This window comes from Pseudomonas sp. GM18 (assembly GCF_000282195.1).
Taxonomy (GTDB): domain Bacteria; phylum Pseudomonadota; class Gammaproteobacteria; order Pseudomonadales; family Pseudomonadaceae; genus Aquipseudomonas.
Map to the genome: position 1 here is coordinate 72,803 of NZ_AKJT01000044.1, position 19,490 is coordinate 92,292.

The 19,490-nt window shown below is 55.7% G+C and carries 19 protein-coding genes and 1 pseudogene; 11 read left to right on the top strand and 9 right to left on the bottom strand.

Annotation, left to right across the window (positions count from 1 at the left end; translation table 11 throughout):
* Positions 1–28 precede the first annotated feature (28 nt).
* From PMI21_RS14570 to PMI21_RS14560, 3 genes are all read left to right on the top strand, one after another.
* Complete coding sequence (locus PMI21_RS14570) at positions 29–487, top strand: SRPBCC family protein (protein WP_007938276.1); 459 nt, start codon at positions 29–31, stop codon at positions 485–487.
* A 59-nt stretch (positions 488–546) separates the two neighbouring features.
* Complete coding sequence (locus PMI21_RS14565; protein WP_007938278.1) at positions 547–939, top strand: nuclear transport factor 2 family protein; 393 nt, start codon at positions 547–549, stop codon at positions 937–939.
* A 102-nt stretch (positions 940–1,041) separates the two neighbouring features.
* Positions 1,042–1,950: a LysR family transcriptional regulator gene (locus PMI21_RS14560; RefSeq protein ID WP_007938280.1), complete on the top strand. Its 909-nt coding sequence runs from the start codon at positions 1,042–1,044 to the stop codon at positions 1,948–1,950.
* 71 nt (positions 1,951–2,021) lie between these two features.
* Here PMI21_RS14560 and PMI21_RS14555 read toward each other — a convergent pair whose 3' ends face one another.
* Complete coding sequence (locus PMI21_RS14555; protein WP_007938283.1) at positions 2,022–2,960, bottom strand: LysR family transcriptional regulator; 939 nt, start codon at positions 2,958–2,960, stop codon at positions 2,022–2,024.
* A 183-nt stretch (positions 2,961–3,143) separates the two neighbouring features.
* On the opposite strand from PMI21_RS14555, the gene PMI21_RS14550 reads away from it, so the two are divergent.
* The gene (locus tag PMI21_RS14550) at positions 3,144–4,019 is read left to right on the top strand and encodes a LysR family transcriptional regulator (RefSeq protein WP_007938285.1); all 876 of its coding nucleotides are present in this window, start codon (positions 3,144–3,146) and stop codon (positions 4,017–4,019) included.
* Here PMI21_RS14550 and PMI21_RS14545 read toward each other — a convergent pair.
* Positions 3,982–5,343: an MFS transporter gene (locus PMI21_RS14545; RefSeq protein WP_007938286.1), complete on the bottom strand. Its 1,362-nt coding sequence runs from the start codon at positions 5,341–5,343 to the stop codon at positions 3,982–3,984. The genes PMI21_RS14550 and PMI21_RS14545 overlap by 38 nt on opposite strands.
* Before the next feature lie 103 nt (positions 5,344–5,446).
* Between PMI21_RS14545 and PMI21_RS14540 the strand changes: the two genes are divergently transcribed.
* From PMI21_RS14540 to PMI21_RS14515, 6 genes are all read left to right on the top strand, one after another.
* On the top strand, positions 5,447–6,343 hold the full coding sequence (locus tag PMI21_RS14540) for a LysR family transcriptional regulator (RefSeq protein WP_007938287.1): 897 nt from the start codon (positions 5,447–5,449) through the stop codon (positions 6,341–6,343).
* Between the two features lie 244 nt (positions 6,344–6,587).
* Positions 6,588–7,358 carry an SDR family NAD(P)-dependent oxidoreductase gene (locus PMI21_RS14535; protein ID WP_007938288.1) on the top strand — a complete coding sequence of 257 codons (771 nt, stop codon included), beginning with the start codon at positions 6,588–6,590 and terminating at the stop codon, positions 7,356–7,358.
* Between the two features lie 187 nt (positions 7,359–7,545).
* On the top strand, positions 7,546–8,493 hold the full coding sequence (locus tag PMI21_RS14530; RefSeq protein WP_007938289.1) for a SphA family protein: 948 nt from the start codon (positions 7,546–7,548) through the stop codon (positions 8,491–8,493).
* 168 nt (positions 8,494–8,661) lie between these two features.
* Positions 8,662–9,606: an alpha/beta fold hydrolase gene (locus PMI21_RS14525; RefSeq protein WP_007938292.1), complete on the top strand. Its 945-nt coding sequence runs from the start codon at positions 8,662–8,664 to the stop codon at positions 9,604–9,606.
* Between the two features lie 89 nt (positions 9,607–9,695).
* Positions 9,696–10,430 (top strand): pirin family protein, encoded by a 735-nt coding sequence (locus tag PMI21_RS14520; RefSeq protein WP_007938293.1) that lies wholly within the window; start codon positions 9,696–9,698, stop codon positions 10,428–10,430.
* A gap of 25 nt (positions 10,431–10,455) precedes the next feature.
* Positions 10,456–11,061: an isochorismatase family protein gene (locus PMI21_RS14515; protein ID WP_007938294.1), complete on the top strand. Its 606-nt coding sequence runs from the start codon at positions 10,456–10,458 to the stop codon at positions 11,059–11,061.
* 62 nt (positions 11,062–11,123) lie between these two features.
* On the opposite strand, the gene PMI21_RS14510 is transcribed toward PMI21_RS14515, so the two are convergent.
* The 6 genes from PMI21_RS14510 to PMI21_RS14485 all read right to left on the bottom strand — a co-directional run bounded on the left by PMI21_RS14510 (position 11,124) and on the right by PMI21_RS14485 (position 18,505).
* The gene (locus PMI21_RS14510) at positions 11,124–12,242 is read right to left on the bottom strand and encodes an FAD-dependent monooxygenase (RefSeq protein ID WP_007938295.1); all 1,119 of its coding nucleotides are present in this window, start codon (positions 12,240–12,242) and stop codon (positions 11,124–11,126) included.
* Between the two features lie 37 nt (positions 12,243–12,279).
* Positions 12,280–13,800, bottom strand: a complete 1,521-nt coding sequence (locus tag PMI21_RS14505; protein ID WP_007938296.1) for an MFS transporter — start codon at positions 13,798–13,800, stop codon at positions 12,280–12,282.
* A 10-nt stretch (positions 13,801–13,810) separates the two neighbouring features.
* Entirely contained in the window at positions 13,811–15,001 is a 1,191-nt protein-coding gene (locus tag PMI21_RS14500; protein ID WP_007938297.1) for an HlyD family secretion protein, read from the bottom strand.
* A gap of 4 nt (positions 15,002–15,005) precedes the next feature.
* Positions 15,006–16,511 carry an efflux transporter outer membrane subunit gene (locus PMI21_RS14495; protein ID WP_081499484.1) on the bottom strand — a complete coding sequence of 502 codons (1,506 nt, stop codon included), beginning with the start codon at positions 16,509–16,511 and terminating at the stop codon, positions 15,006–15,008.
* Positions 16,512–16,585: 74 nt separating this feature from the next.
* Complete coding sequence (locus PMI21_RS14490) at positions 16,586–17,422, bottom strand: pirin family protein (protein ID WP_007938299.1); 837 nt, start codon at positions 17,420–17,422, stop codon at positions 16,586–16,588.
* Between the two features lie 12 nt (positions 17,423–17,434).
* A complete protein-coding gene (locus tag PMI21_RS14485) occupies positions 17,435–18,505 on the bottom strand; it encodes an alkene reductase (protein WP_007938300.1) in 1,071 nt (356 codons plus the stop codon).
* A gap of 199 nt (positions 18,506–18,704) precedes the next feature.
* Between PMI21_RS14485 and PMI21_RS29505 the strand changes: the two are divergent.
* Positions 18,705–18,797 (top strand): annotated as a pseudogene (locus PMI21_RS29505) (ureidoglycolate lyase); the annotation flags it as partial.
* Between the two features lie 171 nt (positions 18,798–18,968).
* Here PMI21_RS29505 and PMI21_RS14480 read toward each other — a convergent pair.
* A complete protein-coding gene (locus PMI21_RS14480; protein ID WP_007938301.1) occupies positions 18,969–19,337 on the bottom strand; it encodes a DUF4019 domain-containing protein in 369 nt (122 codons plus the stop codon).
* Positions 19,338–19,490: the final 153 nt, after the last annotated feature.

Consider the following 19,490-nt stretch of genomic DNA (forward strand, 5'->3'; position numbering starts at 1 on the left):
TTGAATACAGAATCAAACGGAGTTTTCCATGATTAATATCAGTCGCCGCATTCAAGTAAATGCGCAATCAGAAGCAAACGGTGTGAGCCTGAACCGAAGCCAGGTGTGGGAAGGTTTGGTGAGTAAAGCGCGCAACGCCGTGCCTTACGTTTCGGCAATCACCGAATGCAACATTGTCGAGGACCAGGGAGATCGCTTTATTCGGGAAGTGGTTTTGCACGGTGAACGCTTGCAGGAACTGGTGATCCTTTCGACAGAGCAACAGGTTGAATTCGTGCGCCTCTCCGGTAATGCTCGAGGGATCATTAAAAACGTGATCGAAGAGGAGAACGGTGAACTGTACCTGCGCTTTTCCTTCGATTTTTCCCTGCCAGGCGTGCCTGCCGGAAGCGAAAAAGAACTCGAGTTTGCAACCGGCATGCAAAATTCCTATCTGGATGCGGTGAGAAGCACGCTGCAAACCATTCGTAACAAAGTCAGTCAATAAGTATAAATTTCAGTGCAATAACCAGAGCCTGAAAACAAAAACAAGAAATGAGGCGTGCCATGAACCATGAATTGACAGGTATGTTTGAAAGTGTTGATCGGATGTCGATCGAAGGTTTTTTGAGTTATCTGGCTGATGATGTCGTGTTTCGGTTTGGCAATCCCCCGGAAATGAAGGGGAAAAAAGTTGTCGGGGAGGCGATTGAGTTATTTTTTACTCAAATAGCCTCTCTGAAACATGTTCTTCAAGGCGTGTGGAGCGAAGGCGACACAACAATAATGCGCTTTGATACGTATTACACAAAGCATGACGGCACGGTTATCAATGTTCCTTGCTGTGTCGTCGTTCACTTCAATGCTTCCCGCTTGATCAATGATTATCGAATTCACATCGATATTTCACCTCTGTACAGTAACGCATATGCCAGTGATGTTATCCACGCGTCCGCATAACACTCAAGAATTCCAGTTTTACTGCACTTGCTGGTCGAAGCCCACGTCGCTTTACTGGCAAGTGCAGTGTTTTGGTTTCTGAATATCAGTCAGGGCGTTGTGATGAAAGATCTAAATCTGCTCTATACCTTTGAGGCGTTGTGGCGAGACCACTCCGCTTCAATTGCGGCGCAGAATCTGGGTGTTACGCAGGCAGCAGTCAGCGGTTCGCTCAAGCGGTTACGAAACGACTATGGTGACAGGTTGTTTACGCTGGTCGGTCGCCGAATGGAACCGACACCGTTTTGTGTCCATATCGCGCCGCGACTGTTGGCCTCCCTTGCGATGGTCAGGGAGGCCGGATGCCAAATGCCGGCGTTTGATCCGAAAAGTTGTGAAAAATCATTCATTTTCAGAATGCGTGACATTGGCGAAGTCGTTTGTTTGCCGCCCATCTTGAGCGAATTGTCCAGGGTTGCACCTCAAGCGCGGATACACACCGTCGGGGGTGGGATGGATGAGACGCTCAATGGCCTGTCCACTGGCCGAATCGACCTGGCGCTTGGCTTTATGCCGACCCTTCAGACTGACATTCACCGTACACCGGTTTTTTCTCAGCATTATGTCTGCGCCATGCGCAAAGACCACCCCTTGGCACATCGCGGCTTAAGCCTTGAAGCCTTTGTCACCAGTGAGCATTTGTTGGTGGAGTCCGGTGGTAGTGGTCACCAGGCACTGGAGCGTGCCCTGATCGATGCGGGCGGCAGAGACTGCATTAAAATGCGCACCCCTCAGTTCTTGTCCGGTCCGCACTTGCTGCTGGATACCGACATGATATGGACGCTGCCTATTGCCCTGGGTAAAACCTTGGCGCGCTTTTATCCTCTCGTCATACACCCTCTGCCTCTGCAAATACCCTCATTCGAGATTGATCTGTACTGGCATGACCGATTTCATCGAGACCCTCAGAACAAGTGGCTGAGAGAAATGGTTGGCCAGGTACTGCGCAGCCAGCAATCGGCCTGGCAGTAGTCGTTTTCAAGAGAGCTGCAATCCTCATTCCCAAACTCAAAGCATGAGCGCACGGGGCGTTTGCACCTTTATCAAACGACCCTCTCAACGGTGATGCTTCGCTCCTGGATGCTTTGGGGTAAATGGAGGCTCAGGTAGTCGATCAGGCTGCGAACGGAGGGCAACATCCCCTTCGGTTTGGGGTAGAGCAGATGGATGATATGCGTTGCACCGGTCCAGGAGGGGATGACGACTTCCAGAGCCTTCGCGCGTACAGAGGCTGCAGCTATGGGCTCTGGCAACAAGGCGACGCCCAACCCATTAACAGCGGCCTCCAACTGCATACGTAGATCATCGCAGATGAGACGTGGCTGATGGCTGACCAGCCGCTCTTCACCTGATGAACTGCGCAGGAACCAGCGACCGACACCATCATGGATGTCACCAGGACGAGAAAGTGTCTCGATTTCTGAAATGGCCTTGATCGTGGCAGGTCGGCCGACACGATCGAGAAACCGGGGGCTTGCTACCAGTATCTGCTGGGTTGCCCCTAATTCCTTTGCGACCAACCCGGCCGTTTCTTCAATCCGGGCACGCGATCGCAAGGCCACGTCGAAGCGCTCTTCAAAGAGGTCGACCTCCCGATCTACTGCATTCAACTCAAGCCGTACCTTCGGATATTTTTCCATATACCCAGGCAGCAGGGGGGCCAAATAGCTCTGCGCCATGACCTGAGGACAGCTCAGCCGTACCAACCCGACAGGTTCTCGTCGAAGATGCTCCACACTTTCATAGGCGGTATGCGCACCCTCGACAACGGGTTGGCTGAGCGTAAAGAAATGATGGCCAGCTTCGGTCAGCGAAACCTGGCGTGTTGTGCGATGTAACAGTCTGGCTCCCATTCGCAATTCCAGATCCGCGACATGACGACTGAGCAACGTTTTTTCAATGCCCGTTGCCCGTGCAGCTGCCGAGAACCCTCCATGTTTGACCACCAGCACGAAGTAATAAAGGTCATTAAGGTCTTTCATGCAGTTGACGCTCTCCTGCGAGGGGCACCGTTGAGCAACCGTCAACGGAACCTGGCGCTGTACTGATTGAGTTCGAGGCGTGTGGAATGGCTTCGAAGGCTGATGTGGTTATCATTGATCAAACTGGATACGGGATAAACCAGCTATAATTGAAATGACTGATCCATCAATGGAGCAATCAATATGGAACTTCTGAACGACATGGCGTTGTTCGTCGAGGTCGTCAAAGCCCACAGTTTTCGCAGGGCCGCAGAAGCGATGGCGATGCCCAATTCGACCTTGTCGCGACGCATCAGCGGGCTTGAAAAGGCCATTGGCTTGAGACTATTGCACCGCACCACGCGCAAGATCGAATTGACCGAGGCGGGGCAGTTGTACTTTGACCGATGCAAGCGAATCGTTGACGAGGCGAGGCTGGCGCACGAACAGCTGGGTGAAATGCTCGCGCATCCAAGTGGTCTTTTGCGCGCGTCACTGCCTGTGGACTTCGCCAATATTTACCTGGCACCGCTCATCGCCGAGTTCGCCCGACGGTATCCTGGCATCAGCTTTGAATTCGACCTCACGCCGCGCCAGGTCGACTTGGTAAGCGAACCCGTCGATGTAGTCATCCGCATGGGCGAACCGGCAGACTCGAATCTGATTGCGCGAAAACTCGCGATCCTCTCTCGTCGCTTGTACGCCTCGCCTCGTTATCTGGAACTCAATGGAGCGCCCAGCAATCCGTCTGAGCTGGTACACCACGAATGCCTGCGATTGCGAAAGGCTGGCAAGTGGCAGCTCTCCCATTCTGGTGAAGTGGTTGAAATCGAGGTGGGTGGACGGTTTCAACTCAATAGCGTCGGGATGCTTCGGCGCTTGGCGACACTGGATCTGGGGATCGCCCTGCTGCCTGAAGGCATTGCCGCGGACGATCTGCGCACTGGCCTGCTGCAACCGGTTCTGCCCCAATGGCACGCCAATCCGATCCCGGTGTATGCCCTCACTGAAACCCGTCTTTTGCCCGCAAAAACACAACGCTTCATTGAGTTTCTGCGTGAGCACCTTGAGCATGCTTGACTGTCTGATTCCGGCCAGTGCTGAGCCAATAAAGGCCACCTATGGCTGTCGCGCCGATCAGCACGGGAAGCGCCAGCCAATGGAAGAAAACCGGTGATGTGCCTGTTATGGAAATAAACCAGGCACCCAGCATCGAGCCGACAATCGAACCGCAACGGCCGACGGCCATTGCCCAACTCACCCCGGTTGCCCGGGCAGCGGTGGGGTACAAGGTGGCGGACACCAGGTTGAGTCCATTTTGAGCTCCGGCCACACCGAAACCGATGAGAAATACCATGATGGCCAGATGGTAGGGATTACTCATCAAGTAGCCCGTGACCGCAATGACTACAGCCGTCCCTGAGTAAGAGAGCGCCAGCACGGGGTAAGGTCCGACGCGATCCATCAGCAGGGCCATGAGAATGGCACCGATGGTACCGCCCAGTGGCACCATGGCGCCAATGCGCGAAGCGTAAGCGATATCGTAGCCGACCTCTTTGAGCAGGGTAGGCAGCCAACTGGTCAGCAGATAAAACACAAAGAGCGAGCAGAAGAAGGTCATCCACAGCAGCAGTGTTCGAACCAACCGACCGTCGATGAACAGGTGCGAGATCGGCGACCTGACTTGGGCCGGGCGCTCGTCATCGAGGATAGTTACGCCGCACCAGTTCCTTCTGGTGATGCGTTCGACCACACGCCGCAAGGCGTCGGCGTGCCTGGTCGAGGACGCCATGAACCGAACCGACTCGGGCATTAGCCAGGCCAACACTGGCAGTAACGCTAGCGGCATGACGCCACCCAGCACCAGAACGGAACGCCAGCCGAATGCCGGAATCATCTGTGCGGCGAGCATGCCGCCCAAGGCAAGGCCAGCCGTGAAGCCACTCCAGCTCAAGGTCACCATGATCATGCGTCGGCGTGCAGGTGAATATTCGGCGCTCAAGGCAATGCACGCCGGCATCGCTCCACCCAGGCCGATGCCAGTGATGAAACGCAAAACCGTAAGTGACTCGATCGAATGGGTAAAGGCGCTGGCCAGGGTGGCGAGACCAAACACCAGCACTGAAATCAGTAAAACGCGTTTACGCCCGAAGGCATCGGCAACCGGTCCCAGTATCAGGCTGCCGACCATCAGGCCGAACAATCCAGTCCCGAAAACAGGTGACAACTGGGCAGGCAACAGACCCCATTCTTCGCGCAGTGACGGAGCGATATAGCCAATGGCTGCGGTATCGAAACCATCCACCAGGACGATGAGGAAGCACAAGGCAAGGATGACGATCTGGTACGGCGAGATCTTCGCGTTATCGATGATCTCGCCAATTCGGGCGTTGTCAGGATTCATGCGGCTACCTTTTATTTTTTTTATCTGGACGGGATCGTCGCCAAGCGCATTAAATAAAGGAAGCCAATTCTAATTATTCAAACTATCTGGTTTTGTTATAGCTATGCGCACCGACCTCAACTTGCTCCGCGTCCTGCTGGCCGTTTATGAAACCGGCAATGTCACCGCGGCGGCGAAGCGGCTAGGCATGAGCCAACCCGCAACCAGTGCTGCACTGGCCCGCCTGCGTCACTCACTGGGCGACCCGCTGTTCATTCGCTCGGGCAACCTGATGGAGGCGACGCCACGTGCGCAAGGCATCATTGAACGCACCCGCGAGGTGATCGAAATCATTGACCGGGATATCCTCAGCGGCCCGACTTTCGACCCTGCCACCAACGAGCAGGAGTTCGTCTTTTGTCTGAGCGAAGTGGGTGAAGTGGTCTTTCTACCTGCGCTATTCCAAAGCCTGCGCAGCGCGGCACCGAATACGCGCATACGAACCGTCAGCCTGGCACCGGATGAGCTTGTGGAGAACCTGCATGAAGGCCGGGTCGATGCGGTGCTTGGCTATTTTCCCGACCTAACTACCCCCAACATCTATCAGCAAAGGTTGTTCTCTCATGACCTGGTCTGCCTGATCCGCCTCGATCATCCGCTGGCAGGGGAACGTCTGTCCCTGGAAGATTTCAGCAGGCTGGAGCATCTGCAGGTACGTGATGGCAGTCGTCGCCAGGAAATGTTCGAAGCTCACCTGACCAAAGCAGGTATCCACCGGAACATCGTGCTGCAGACGTCTCACTACATGAGTGTGCCATCGATCATTGAACGCTCTGATCTGATTGTGGTGTTGCCACGTACCGTCGCGAACATGTGCACGCATAATCTGAATGTGCGAATGGTTGAGCCTCCCTTGGACATTCCACGATACGACCTCAAGCAGTACTGGCATGCTCGTTTTCACGAGGCCCCCAGAAGTGTCTGGCTGCGGCGTCTGATCATGTCAGTTTTCAATGGGTGACATACCTGGATATCCGATGTGGTTAGATTCGGAATAAACCGCCTCTTGAATTTTTGCCCCTGCCTGTCATCGCCCTTACAGTCCCTGCACCGTGATTGTTGCTTGAGAGCAACAGTCCTTGGTGATTTCCGTGCCTAGTCAATAAGTAGTGGTCTACCTACAGTTCGCCCAACTCATTAACCGCCACGATTGATCGGGTGTGTTACTGCAAGCTGTTCTTATAAAAACAAGCAGGAGAAATGGGATGCTTAAAAATAACCGTCTGCAGGGTAAAGTTTGCATTATTACAGGCACAGGCGGATCGATGGGGCGAGCTTCGGCGTTAATGTTCGCGCAACAAGGCGCCAAAGTAGTGGGGTGTGATATCTCTCATGAGGCGGCTCAAGAGACAGTTGATGCAGTGAAGTCCATGGGTGGGGATATGGTTTCCCTGAGCAATTGCGACTTGACTGACCCTGCCAACTGCGCACGCCTGGTCGAATTGGCTGTTTCGAAATTCGGACGCGTCGATGTGTTATTCAATAATGCGGCGATGGCTTACTTTGGTTGGATCGATCAGATATCAGACGATGACTGGCATCGAACAATTAATCAGGAACTGAATCTGGTGTTCCATCTTGTACGTGCCGCTTGGCCGGAGTTAATCAAGTCCCCGGGCGCCTCAATTATTAACACCGCGTCGGTTTCGGCATGGTCGACCTACCGCATGCTCCCCGGAATCGCGCATAGCGCGGCCAAAGGGGCAGTGCTTTCCATGACGCGCCAACTCGCGTTGGAAGGCCGGGTCCATGGCTTGCGCGCCAACAGCATTTCCCCGGGGTTGATTGAGTCCAAGCAAACAATCCCGTTGCTGAAGGATCCCGAGTGGGCTGAAACGATGGTGGGCAAGGTGATGCTGGGGCGTTTGGGTAAGCCCGAAGAAGTCGCAGCCACCGCTTTGTTCCTGGCTTCTGATGAAAGCTCTTTTATCACGGGTACTGATATTCGGGTCGATGGTGGTACCACTGCCTGGTAACTCTACCTGTCACGAAACCTAACTATTCAATTGGGCCTGCCTAAAACAAGGTGGGCTCTATTGCCTCGAAAATAATAAATGCCTCTAAGAGGCAGACCTTATTGTTGTTTTTAAAGCGTTACATGTTGTTCTGTTTGTCCGCATGAATCTTCGTAATCAAAATAATAATCCATACGAGATCATCCTTATGTCGCGCGTAAAAACCTTGCTGCCCAGCAAAAGTTCTCCCTTGCTTTGTACGGTAGCCATACTGCTGACCTGTGCCCAAACTCACGCCACCGAAAATAACGGAACCGCTTACCCACTCGGTCTTGATACCGTATTGGCTGGGCGAATGCCACCGCCAGGGCTGACTACTTTTTTTTACAGCTCCGCTTACGACTCGAACGAACTAAAGGGGGCGGATGGACACAGCATGGCCGGGATTGAAGACTTCAAACTCAGTTATCAATCGCTCGCGGTATGCCTGGACTACGTCTATTCCGACTACACCTTACTGGGCGCAACATTGGCCAGTCGTGCAGCGTTGCCCTATATCAAAGGGCAGGTGAGTTTCTATACAGAAACGCCCCAAGGACGTATCCGAAACAGTGGTAAGGATGAAGGTTTCGCCGATTTGGCGTTTACACCACTGTTTCTCGGTTGGAGCTCTCCACGTTTTCATCAGATGTTGGGCGTGGATTTTTACGCGCCCACGGCATCGTATGACAAGGATCGCCTCTTCAACGTGGGAACCAATGTGTGGTCCTATTCGCCGTGGTACTCCTTCACCGCGAACCCGGTAGAGGAGGTGGAGATAAGCGCCAAGATTCTCTACATGATAAACGACAATAATCGTGCGACTGATTACCGCTCGGGGCGCGAACTGAATGCTGACTACCATCTTGGCTACAGCTTGAACAAGAATTGGCAGGTTGGAGTCAGTGGGTATTTGTACAAGCAGGTGAGCGATGATGAAAGTCACGGAGAGTCGGTGGGGGAGGACGGGAACCGAGGTCAAATCGTTGCTTATGGCCCTGTTGTGAAATATCAAACCCCCGAGTTTGGCGTACTGATGAAATGGCAACATGAAACGCTTGTCGAAAACAGGGCTCGCGGCGAACGTCTCTGGCTCCAGGCGGTCATGCGATTTTAGGCTTGGCATACTGGCGTCATCCGCTGAGCAGAGGCGCCAGTTATGGCCCTTACATACCTGCGTCGAAATTGGTGCGCAAGCGCAACAGTCCTTGGTGATTACTTGCCTAGTCAGTACCTGACACCTCATTTATGGTCTGGTTAATTGATCAATCAGGTGGGCTTTGGGATGCTGCAAAAGGAACACTTCAAAACTCTGAGCGGCTTTGGCTCCGTGCATGGCGTACCAAAGCTGCCAACGGGTTTTGCTGACGTCTTTGATAGCTACGAGATCGCTGCCAACGGTGTGAAACTGCACGCTGTCATTGGCGGGCAGGGCAAGCCATTGTTACTGCTTGGGGGGTGGCCACAAAACTGGTTTGCGTGGCGTTACCTGATGCTGCCGCTCGCTCGCACGTTCACCGTGATCGCCGTCGATCCGAGGGGCGTCGGGCTCTCGGAAAAAGCCCAGGAGGGTTATGACTCACGGACCCTGGCCCAGGACATGTTTGCGCTGATGGACGCCTTGGGGCATGAGTCCTTCGCCATGGCCGGCCATGACATCGGCATGTGGACCGGTTATGCCATGGCACACGATCAACCCGCCCGAATCGAGCGCATTGCGCTGGGCGAGGCGCTTATTCCTGGCGTTTCGGACTCTCCGCCATTGCTGCCCGAGCACCGCTGGCTCAGTGATTTTCTCTGGCATTTCAACTTCAATCGGGCGCTTGGCATTAATGAGCAACTGGTCAGTGGTCGCGAAGAGCTCTACTTCGGTCACCAATTCGCGACCAAGGCAGGCTCGCCAGAGGCGGTGCCTCGTTACGCGGTTGACTTCTATATCGAACAACTCAAGCGCGATCCGCAAGCCCTGCGGGCCAGCTTCGACTATTACCGAGCAATTGATCAGTCGATTCCACAGAACCAAGAGCGCAAAGCAACTCGCCTGACCATGCCGGTGCTGGCGTTTTCGGGTGCGCTTGCCTGTGGCGACAGCGTCGAGGCGGAGTTGCGCACGGTCGCTTCCCATGTCGAATCCGTGGTCATTCCGGATTGCGGTCACTATCCGGCGGAGGAGCGTCCCGAAGCATTGTTGGCCGCGTTAGAGACGTTTTTCGCGCCTTATGCAAGATAACCCTATTGTCGTCCGACGCGAGAGGGTGACGCCACACCCATCTCATTATCGCGCATTGAACGATACCACCAGTACCAGAGGCTTTCGCCATGTCTGCCGTTATCGCCCAGCTCAGTCGCGCCAACCTGGGCGGCCATTTCCACGGTTACGGTCTGCGCACCGATCCAGAGTTGATTTCCCCCTTCATCGGGGTTGACCACTACTGGATGAGCGCGCCGACCTTTGCGCCACACCACCATGCCGGCATTTCGGCACTGTCCTACCTGCTTCTTGATTCCGAGACGGGGATGGCCAACCGTGACTCGATCGGCACCCAGAACGTGATTCAACCAGGCGGTTTGCACTGGACGACCGCCGGTCGTGGCGTGGCGCATGAGGAGGTCCCGGCTGAAACCGGAAAAACGGTGCACGGACTGCAGATCTTCGTCGCTCTTGCCCCCTCACGCAGGGACATCGCGCCGTTCCCGCTGATACTCGAAGCGCAGGATGTGCCGGTCATGCACGTACCAGGTGCCAAGGTGCGGGTACCGTTGGGGAGCTATCGTGAAATAAGCTCCCCGCTGAGTCCACCGACCGAAGTTACGATGCTCGACATCTCGCTGGAGGCGGGGGCTGAACTGAGTGTGCCGATTGCCGCAGGCCACAGCATGTTCATCATGCCAATTGAGGGCACGGTGGAGGTGGCGGCCCAGCGCTTCGATCGTGAGGATCTGAAGCTTCCGGTGTTCCCGGCGCAAGATGTTCCACGCGAGGTCAAGTTAAGAGCCCCGCAGGGAAGTGCCAACGTAGTGCTGTTCAGCGGACCTCCGCTACCCTTTGTTTGAACCCAACGAAACGAGGATTTGTACTATGGCTGACGTACGATTCACTGCAGAGAACGCCGCGTTGTTGCTGATCGACCATCAGGTCGGCACGATGCAACTGATCAAAAACATAGACCGTGAGTTTGCCGCGAAACAGTCGATTGCGCTGGCCAAGATGGCGAAGATACTCAACATGCCGGTCGTGATTACGTCCAGCCAGGAAGATCATGCCCAAGGCCCGATTCTCCCGGAAATCGCCAAGGTGCTTCCAGAAGCGCACGCGGCACGGATAAAGCGTCCCGGTGTGGTCAACGCCTGGGAATACGCCGACTTCCGCGATGCGGTGCTTGCCACTGGGCGCAAGCATCTGATCATGGCCGGTGTGACCACCGACGTTTGTCTTATCTTTCCAGCAATCGATGCTGCGCTCGAAGGCTTTGCCGTGCAGGCCGTGCTGGATGCTTCGGGCTCGCCCAGCGATCTTTCCGAAGAGTTCGCCCGTCAACGAATGCACGATGCTGGCGTCGTGCTCACCGCCACCAATACGCTCATGGCAGAGATCGGGCAGGATTGGTCCACAGCTAACGGACAGCAACTGATTGGCTTGTTGTTCACTGATGTATTCCCGGCTTTGGGGGCTGGCATCCAATAAAGCACGAGCCCGTCGCATTGCCCGAAGCGCGTGACGCTTCGGGCAATGCGAGAGTTCACCGATCAGTTGGCTGCCGCATAACGAACATATTCGGCGCTGATCCGGTTTGAATGAGTAACCAGCCCGCGGACGAAGGGTAATCGTGCTTGCTCATAGCGGGCCAACACCGCGGCAAAGGGTTCGTCTGCGCCTCGGTCTGCGAGCATTCGGGCCAGCAACGCCGCATCTTCCACTCCGGTCAAAAAGCCGCGCCCGGTCATCGGAGAAACGACGTGAGCAGCATCCCCGATGATTGCCAGTGCGCCATGAGCCAACCGCTGCGGCTCGTATTCGGCAATCGGAGCGCCGCTCAATACATTCGCTGAGCGCACACCGACAGTCACTGCCTCCGCCCACATCTCAGGCCAGACCTGTGGGATCAGGGCGACTAGTTCAGACCTCACGTCTTCGCCGATCGTGCCGCGCCCAAGTGTGCCCACGATATGGCCATTGGCAGTCAGGCAGCCGGTGCGACGGAGCAATGCTTCCTGATGCACATCGAACCATGCGAATGTGACTTGACGCTGACCTGGCTCCATCGAGCCGTCGCGACCAGGAAGGACTGCAGCAACCAGACGATATCCACCCACAAACTCAATCCATAGGCCGCCATCCGATGGCCAGGGGACGGGACGCGTCAGCGTTCGCTCCTCGACCAGTCCACGCCACACGAGATAACCGGCGTAGCGGGCAAGCGGTGCGTCGGGCGTGACCGCCTGGCGAACGATGCTGCGATATCCGTCCGCACCGATCACCGCGGCGGCACCCCTCTGGGTTCCGTCGGCAAAGGAGAGTTGTGCCCGATCGCCAAGGTCTGTGACCAAGGTGACGGCGTTGCCTTCTTCGAGGACGATGCCTGACGTTGCGACAGCCCGGTCCCGTAGCCAGCTGTAAAGCGCGGGCCAGGTCGTCAATTCGCGATAAGCGGGGACCACGGGCAAAATGGGCGCAGCCCGTGGATCATGACCAACCGTCGTCGCGACCAGTTCCAGATCGATACTCAGGCTGTCGCCACCGTGCACGCGCCCCACAGAACGCTCAACGACACGAACGGGCACGCCCCTGGTCGCACAAGCGAGCGCCAGCGTGAGGCCGGCAAGGGATCCGCCGACAATAATGATTTCCGGGGGTGTAGTGTTCATCGCGTGTATGCACCCGCATTCGTGAAGGTATTCTGGTTCATCTAAAAGTCTTCTGCGTGACTGAAATGATCAGCGCGATCACCGCCACGCCGATCACGACCCAGAAATATTCCAGACTGGCGACCAGGGTCGATTGCTGCTGCAGCATTTGTGCGTGCATTGCCACTGAGATTTGATTCGCTGTCGTGGCACCCACTTCGGATGACAGTGCTTGTGCCAACTGTTGAGTCTGCTCCACATAGAGAGGGTCGCTGGCGCTGAAATGCACATTGAGGTTGTTGTATTGCGTGGTAGTGCGCCATTGCAGAAACAGTGTGGCGGCCGTGGTGCCAATCGCCATGGCGATCTGTCCCATCATGTTTTTGATCTGATAGGCATGCGCGAAGAGCTTCTCCTCTTGCATCACGTCCCGAAAGGTTTGCATGGCCGCGGTCGACATGACCAACATCACAAAGCATCCATTGAGAATCAATGCCGGCAGAATGTTCGACCACAGATTGGCGCTGGGCGTCAGCGAGGAGAGCAGCCAGCCAAAGCCACCCAGCGCAATGAATCCCAGAATGAAGAACTTCTTAGGGGCAGGGTACTTTGGAAGGAGAGTCGCCATGATGACCCAGGTGGCAAGGGTGCCGGTCAGCCCGATGGCCTGGAATGTACCGATGGTATCCCAGGAGTAGCCCAGTCCTGTTTGCAGGAAGTACGGCAAGATGTAGTTATTGGCGCCCAGTACAACGTAGGCGTAGCAAAACAGCGCCACACCCTGGAGGTAACGAGGCTGCATCAAGTCTCTGACCTTCAGGAAGGGCTTTGCCTTGTTGTGTTCCGCGTGGAAGAAGGTGTACACGCCCAGTGCTGCTAATAGTGCGCAACCGACGAGGATGAAGGTGTCGTTATAAAAGTCGTAGTAGGACCGCTGTAAAATGTAGAGCAGAAAGAAACTGCTGACCGACAACAAGAGAATGCTTGCCAGGCTTGAGGGGGTTCGGTCCTCCTCAGGGATAGGACTTGTAGGCAGAAAACGCACGCAAAGTGCTGCTGCAACCAGAGCACCGGCGATCAATATCCAGAAGATTGCGTGCCAGGTATTTTCGGCAACCACCAACGACGAGATGAAAGGCGCCGCAGCCGTCCCGCCAGCGAGCCCCGTGGCAAATACTTTGATTCCCGTGAACCGGCCAGGGCCGGGGGGAAGCAGGTTGATCATGAGGCGTGCCGAAGTCATGAACGAGGCCCCACCCAAGGCCATGACGACTCGGCCTACGGTGAAGCTGGTCAAATCAACGCTCACGCCACACACAAAAGCGCCCAGTACGAAAATGCTGATTGAGCCGAGCATGAAATTGCGCCAGCCCAGGCGCTCCGTCAACCAATGCTGTTTCGAAATCACCACCACAGCGATGCAGGCATACAGGGCGGCTACCAGGCTGAATTCTTCAGGGCTGGCCTCGATTTCTCCGCGAATCGGTGCAGAGGCAAAAGCGATCATGCCCGCCTGCAAATATTCCAGCGCACAAAGTAAACCCACAGTGAACAACAAGGCGGCGTGTTTTCTGTACATGATCCCCCCGTCAAAATTTCAGGTTTTTGGGGTCATGGTCACTGCCCTCATTGGCACTGATCACGCGTTCCACCACTTCATTGGCGTCTTGAAGTTCGTTCTTGAAAATCGCGGTGCTGTAAACCGGTTGCTGTGCACCGGTCTTGTTCAGGACGGGGCCACTGCGATCGGAGGTATCGACTGAGACCCGCATGGACAAACCCAGGCGCAAGGGGTTTTGTGCGATTTCCTGCGGCCGCAAGGCGATCCTTACCGGCACCCGTTGGGTCACCTTGATCCAGTTGCCCGTAGCGTTCTGGGCTGGCAGCAAGGAAAAAGCACTGCCTGTACCGGCATCCAGGCCGATAATGGTCCCGTGGAATATCACGCTGCGGCTGTAGGCATCCGCACGCAGTTCAACGGGTTGGCCAATACGCAAGTCTTCAATTTGCGATTCCTTGAAGTTGGCATTGACCCAGACTTGATCACCAGGCACCACCGACATCAGTGCGACGCCCGGATTGATTTTTTGTCCGACCTGCACGGTGCGTTTGGTGATTACGCCTGCTACCGGTGAATAGATTTGGGTGCGATGCAAGGCGATATAGGCATCACGCAGGTTGCTTGCTGCCACCAGCACATCCGGGTGAGTACGAAGTGTGGTGTCGTCGACCATCGCGAGCCGAACAGCGAGAGCGTGTTTGGTGCCCTCAAGCCCTGCGATTGCGTTTTTGAGTATGTCTGCGGTGTGACTGATCTCTTCACGAGAGACGGCACCACTAGCGGCGAGTTGGTTGCGTCGACGTACATCCTCCTGGGCCTTGCGTACGTCGTTTTGACGCTGGTCGACTTCAGCCTGGAGTTGCTGGACCTGATAGTACTGGGTGCGTGCCTGACGAACTGCGCGAGCCAGATTCGACGTGGCGCGCTCGTACTGGATTTCGGCATCCACGGCGTTCAATGTCACCAGTGGCGAGTTGGTATCGACATGATCGGTGTTGTCGGCGCCGATTGCCGTCACGGTACCGCTGACTTGTGAAGTCACCTGAACCACGTTGCCGTCGACATAGGCATCGTCGGTGGATTCGGAATCCAGTCTCAGCAGGTAGGCAACGCACAAGACAACGACCAGAAGGACTATAGCCACGATCAACAGCCATGTGGGGCGGTAGGATGTTCGCTGTTGAGTGGTGGCGGCTGGGGAGGGCGATTCTGTAGTCATAACATCATTTACCTGCCAAGGAGGGAGAGGCGTTTTCGGGAGCAGGGATTTCGGGCACGTAGCCGCCCCCCAACGCCCGGCTCAGATTGGCCTGAAGGGAAAGTGCTCTGGATTTCAGATCAACCAGTTGACGTGTTTCGGTCAACGTTGAGTTTTCAGTTGCCAGTACCTGCAGATAGGTGGCCAGTCCCGCGGCGTACCGTTTGTTCACCAAGTCGGCGGCGGCCTGTGCAGTGGCTACGGCTTCATTCTGTTGGGCCAGGCGTTCTTTTAACCAACGCAGTGAAGACAACTGGTCAGCGATATCGCGCAGGGCATCGACGACCGTCTGGTTGTAGTTCTCGACCGCCAGATCGTAAGCCGCGTCCTGGGCGTCCAGATTCCCGCGCAATCGACCGCCCTCAAAGATCGGCAGACTTATCGCGGGTGCGAATCCCACTATGCGGCTGCTACGTTCGCTGAAGGTATCAAAGCCAAGACTTTGCAGGCCAATGAAGGACGTCAGGTTAACGTTGGGATAAAAGCGAGCTTTCGCCACATCGATTTCATGGCTCGAGGCTTCAACGCGCCATCTTTGCGCAACGACGTCTGGGCGATGACCAATCAACTCGGCTGGGAGGTTGGTCGGCAGCGCTACGGTATCGCTGGACTGAAGATGGGGCCTTGTGATCGTCCGTCCCCGGTCTGGGCCCTTGCCCAGCAAGGAAGCCAGTTTGTTTTGGTTGAGTTCGATCGATTCTTTCAGTGCGGCAATATTCGCTCTACTGGCAGGCAGGGAGGCTTGGGACTGCTTGATGTCGATCTGAGTATCCAGTTCAGCTACGAATCGCTGACGGGTCAGTTTCTCGATTTGCTCTTGCTGCGCCAACAGTGTTTGAGCCACATCCATTTGTTCGTAGGTGTTCTGCAATGCAATGTAGGCTTGCACGATCGATGCAGACAGCATCAGTGCCGCCGCACGCTCATCGACTTCAAGTGCATGTCGACGGCCTACGGCTGCTTCAACGGCCGAACGGTTTTTGCCCCAGAAGTCCAGCTCATAACCCACATTCAGAGTGGCCTGATTGACGTTCTGCCAAGTGCCTCTCACCGGCGCAGGCGTGGTGCCGTTGGAACTGAAGCGCTCGCGGGTCGAGCTCATCGCTGCATCGACATGAGGCAATAATTGGGCCCCTTCGATAGCCTCCAGAGCGCTGGCCTGACGCACTCGCGCCGCCGCAGATCGCAGGGAAGGGCTGTTAGCCAAGGCCTCCTTGATCAGAGCATCGAGTTGCGAATCCTTGAAGCTGGCCCACCAGTTTTCAGTGGGCCAGGCCGCCGGGGACAGCGTGATTGCACTGTCGGCAAGAGTCTCGCTGACATCGGTGGGCGCGAGCAGATGCGACTGCGGCTTCAGGTCACTGAAGGAGCATCCGGCTAGCAGGACCAACATCATCGCCAACGACGCTCGCAGGGAGAGCCGATAAGTGGATCGAACATCCGTTGTACGCTCTGGTTTAAGACTGTTCATGAGCGATATTCTCTGGCCCAGATAGGCGGGGTTATGCGATGTTTGCCATGACACTGAACGTAGCGGCCCATCTTTCAACGGGGTTGCAGCTTTCCGAACGCACCACGCTGATAGCCGTCAATGGCTTCAGCCAGCGCGTGCTGAGAGGCGAGCGCCAGTGGTCCTTGCCAATAGACGGGTTGATCCAACGGGACACCAGAAAACAACACGGCCTTGGCGTTGCCCCTAGGTGCGCTCAACCCAACCACGCGGTCGTCACGCAGCGGTAGATTCACCGGCAGCGTGAGTTCGCTGAGATTGAAGGGAAGCCCGTCGACCATCACTTCGCCGTCAATCGGCATCACGAACGCCACATGACCTTCGGGGATCGGGACGCTGACTTCAGCGCCGTCCTCAAGAGAGATGTCCAGCACGCTCACTTCGGTGGGAACCGACAAGGGCGACGACACCTGGGCGAAACTGCCCAGTGGCACGCGCACCTTGACCCCTGGCAATCGCACCACGGGCACTTCTTGCGCTTCGAGAGTCAGTGCAAACGGCGCGTCGGCTTGGCGCTCCAGCGGTAAATTGATAAAAATTTGCAGCATGTGCACCGTCTTACCCGGCTCGGCCGGCACCTCCTCATGCACCACACCTTTACCCGCCGCCGTCCAGTGCAGCCCTCCCGGTTGAATCAGGTTGCGATTGCCCAGCGCGTCCCGGTTATCAATCCCGGTCTCGGAATCAAGAAACAGATAGGACACGGCCGAGAAACCGGCATGTGGGTGCGGTGGAAATGTTGGCCCGCTGATCCAGGCATGATCGACTGCGAGGAAGGGGTCGATAGGCTTGGCGAACTGATTTCCACGCAGGCTGAAGGCCCGGAACTGACTGCCGTGATTCATGCGCTGCAAACGTGCGATGGGTAACATGGCTGTGCTCCCTCAGACGCTTTGCGTTGCGGGCAAAGCAGGGTAGTCGATATACCCTTGCGCGCCCGGTGCGTAGAACGAGTTCTTGTCTGGAGCATTAAGCTCGGCGCCTGTGCGAAAACGCTCGGGCAGATCCGGGTTGGCGAGGAATGCACTGCCAAATACGGCAGCATCGGCGCGGCCATCAGCGATCAGGGATTCGGCGGAGTGTTGATCGAGCCCGCCACCGATCAGGTAGCTGCCGTCAAACAGTGGACGTAACAAGGCGTGGTAGTCGACATTGGCGCCGAACAGGGCGACATGCAGATAGGCGAGATTCAGCCCATGCAGGTGTTCGACCAGATAGGTATAGGTTTCTTGCGGGTTGGCATCGACGATGTCGTTGAAATTCATTTCAGGCGAGATTTTGAGACCCACCCGGTCACCACCGATTTCCGTCGCAATAGCGGACAGCACGTCCAATACAAAACGCACACGGCTTTCAACCGATCCACCGTATTCATCCGTGCGCTGATTGCTGCCAGTCGAGAGGAACTGTTCAGGCAGGTAGCCCGACGCGGCATGCAACTCGACGCCGTCGAAGCCAGCTTCCATGGCCAGGCGCGCCGCTTGGCGATAGCCTTCAATGACCGCGGCAATCTCAACCACGCTCAGTGCATGGGGGGTAACGAAATCCTGAAGGCCCGTCGCGGTCCAAGTCTGGCCAGCGGGTTTGATCGCGGAAGGTGCCTGTGGCAGGGCGCCATTCGGCAGCAACGAAGGGTGCGAAATGCGACCGCTGTGCATCAACTGCATGAAAATCCGTCCGCCACGAGCATGCACGGCCTCAGTGACATGCTTCCATGCAGCGACCTGCTCGGCGGTTTCGATACCAGGGGTACGGACATAACCCTTGCCCATTGCAATGGGGAACACGCCTTCACTGATGATCAAGCCGGCACTGGCACGCTGGGCGTAGTAAGTCGCAACCAGTTCGCTTGGCACGCCGGCATCATCGGAACGCGAACGCGTCATTGGGGCCATGACCATGCGGTTGGACAGGGTGTAGCGGCTGACCTGAACTTGAGAAAAGAGAGAATTCATTACGGGGCTCCTTAGTGGTGATGGAGCCATCATTGATCAATCCGGATCTGGGATAAACTGGGTAAAACTGAAATGACTGATCCACTTATGGAGCAATGTCTCTAACGGGGTCCGCGATTACGTTCAGACAAATTGAGTTGAACCTTCAGGATGGGAGGATGAAGTAAGAAAACAGGAGGAGGGCGGGTTGGGATAGGTACCTAGTATCGGCGCTTGCGTCGGGCAGGTCGGCAAATTCATCTGCATCGGTTTGAACTACGCCGACCATCCGGCCGAGTCGAATATGGACGTGCAAATTCCGGATACCTAACAACGAACTATAACTAAATTACACGGCTATTTAGTTTGGTTATATCTTAATGAAATATAACCAGCAGACAAAAAGGTCAGGGCGCTTTCTTGGTTACCACCCCCGATACTGAAGCTTTTGTAAACGAAATAACCCGCCACTCGCCATTGCTTGTCATCTTCGCGAAAAACTACCTTTTCCATTACAGGCCCGGTAGAGAACATCGATATGGGTAGTGAAGCCGATATTGGCGGATTTACGCTCCACGAAAGTGCCCAATCCCAGACGCATCGCCTTGACTGTGTTGCTCCAGATAACCTCGGGGGTCGTAGCTTTAAGCAGCGGACTGGTCAATGACCAACTCTGATCGGCTTTGCCAGAATCAAGCAGTTGCAGAAACACGACCGTAGCCTCAAACACTTGGCGTTGTTGTTGTTTGGTAGCAGGCTCCGACGCGATGACCTTGGGCGGGATCTTGTTGAAGCTGATGTCGCAGCCCGATAACAGCGACAGCATTAAAAGCACAGCGGCGAGATGCTTCATGCAAAGCCTCATGAGATGGCGGCGTCTATGGAGCGAGTAAAGATGAGGATCCTGGGGATTGCCATCGGCAGAGAGGAAACACGGGGTGTGTGAGCTTGCATCTGACCGGCACCGCCCCTGAATACGTAATGCGTTATTACACATAATGTATAT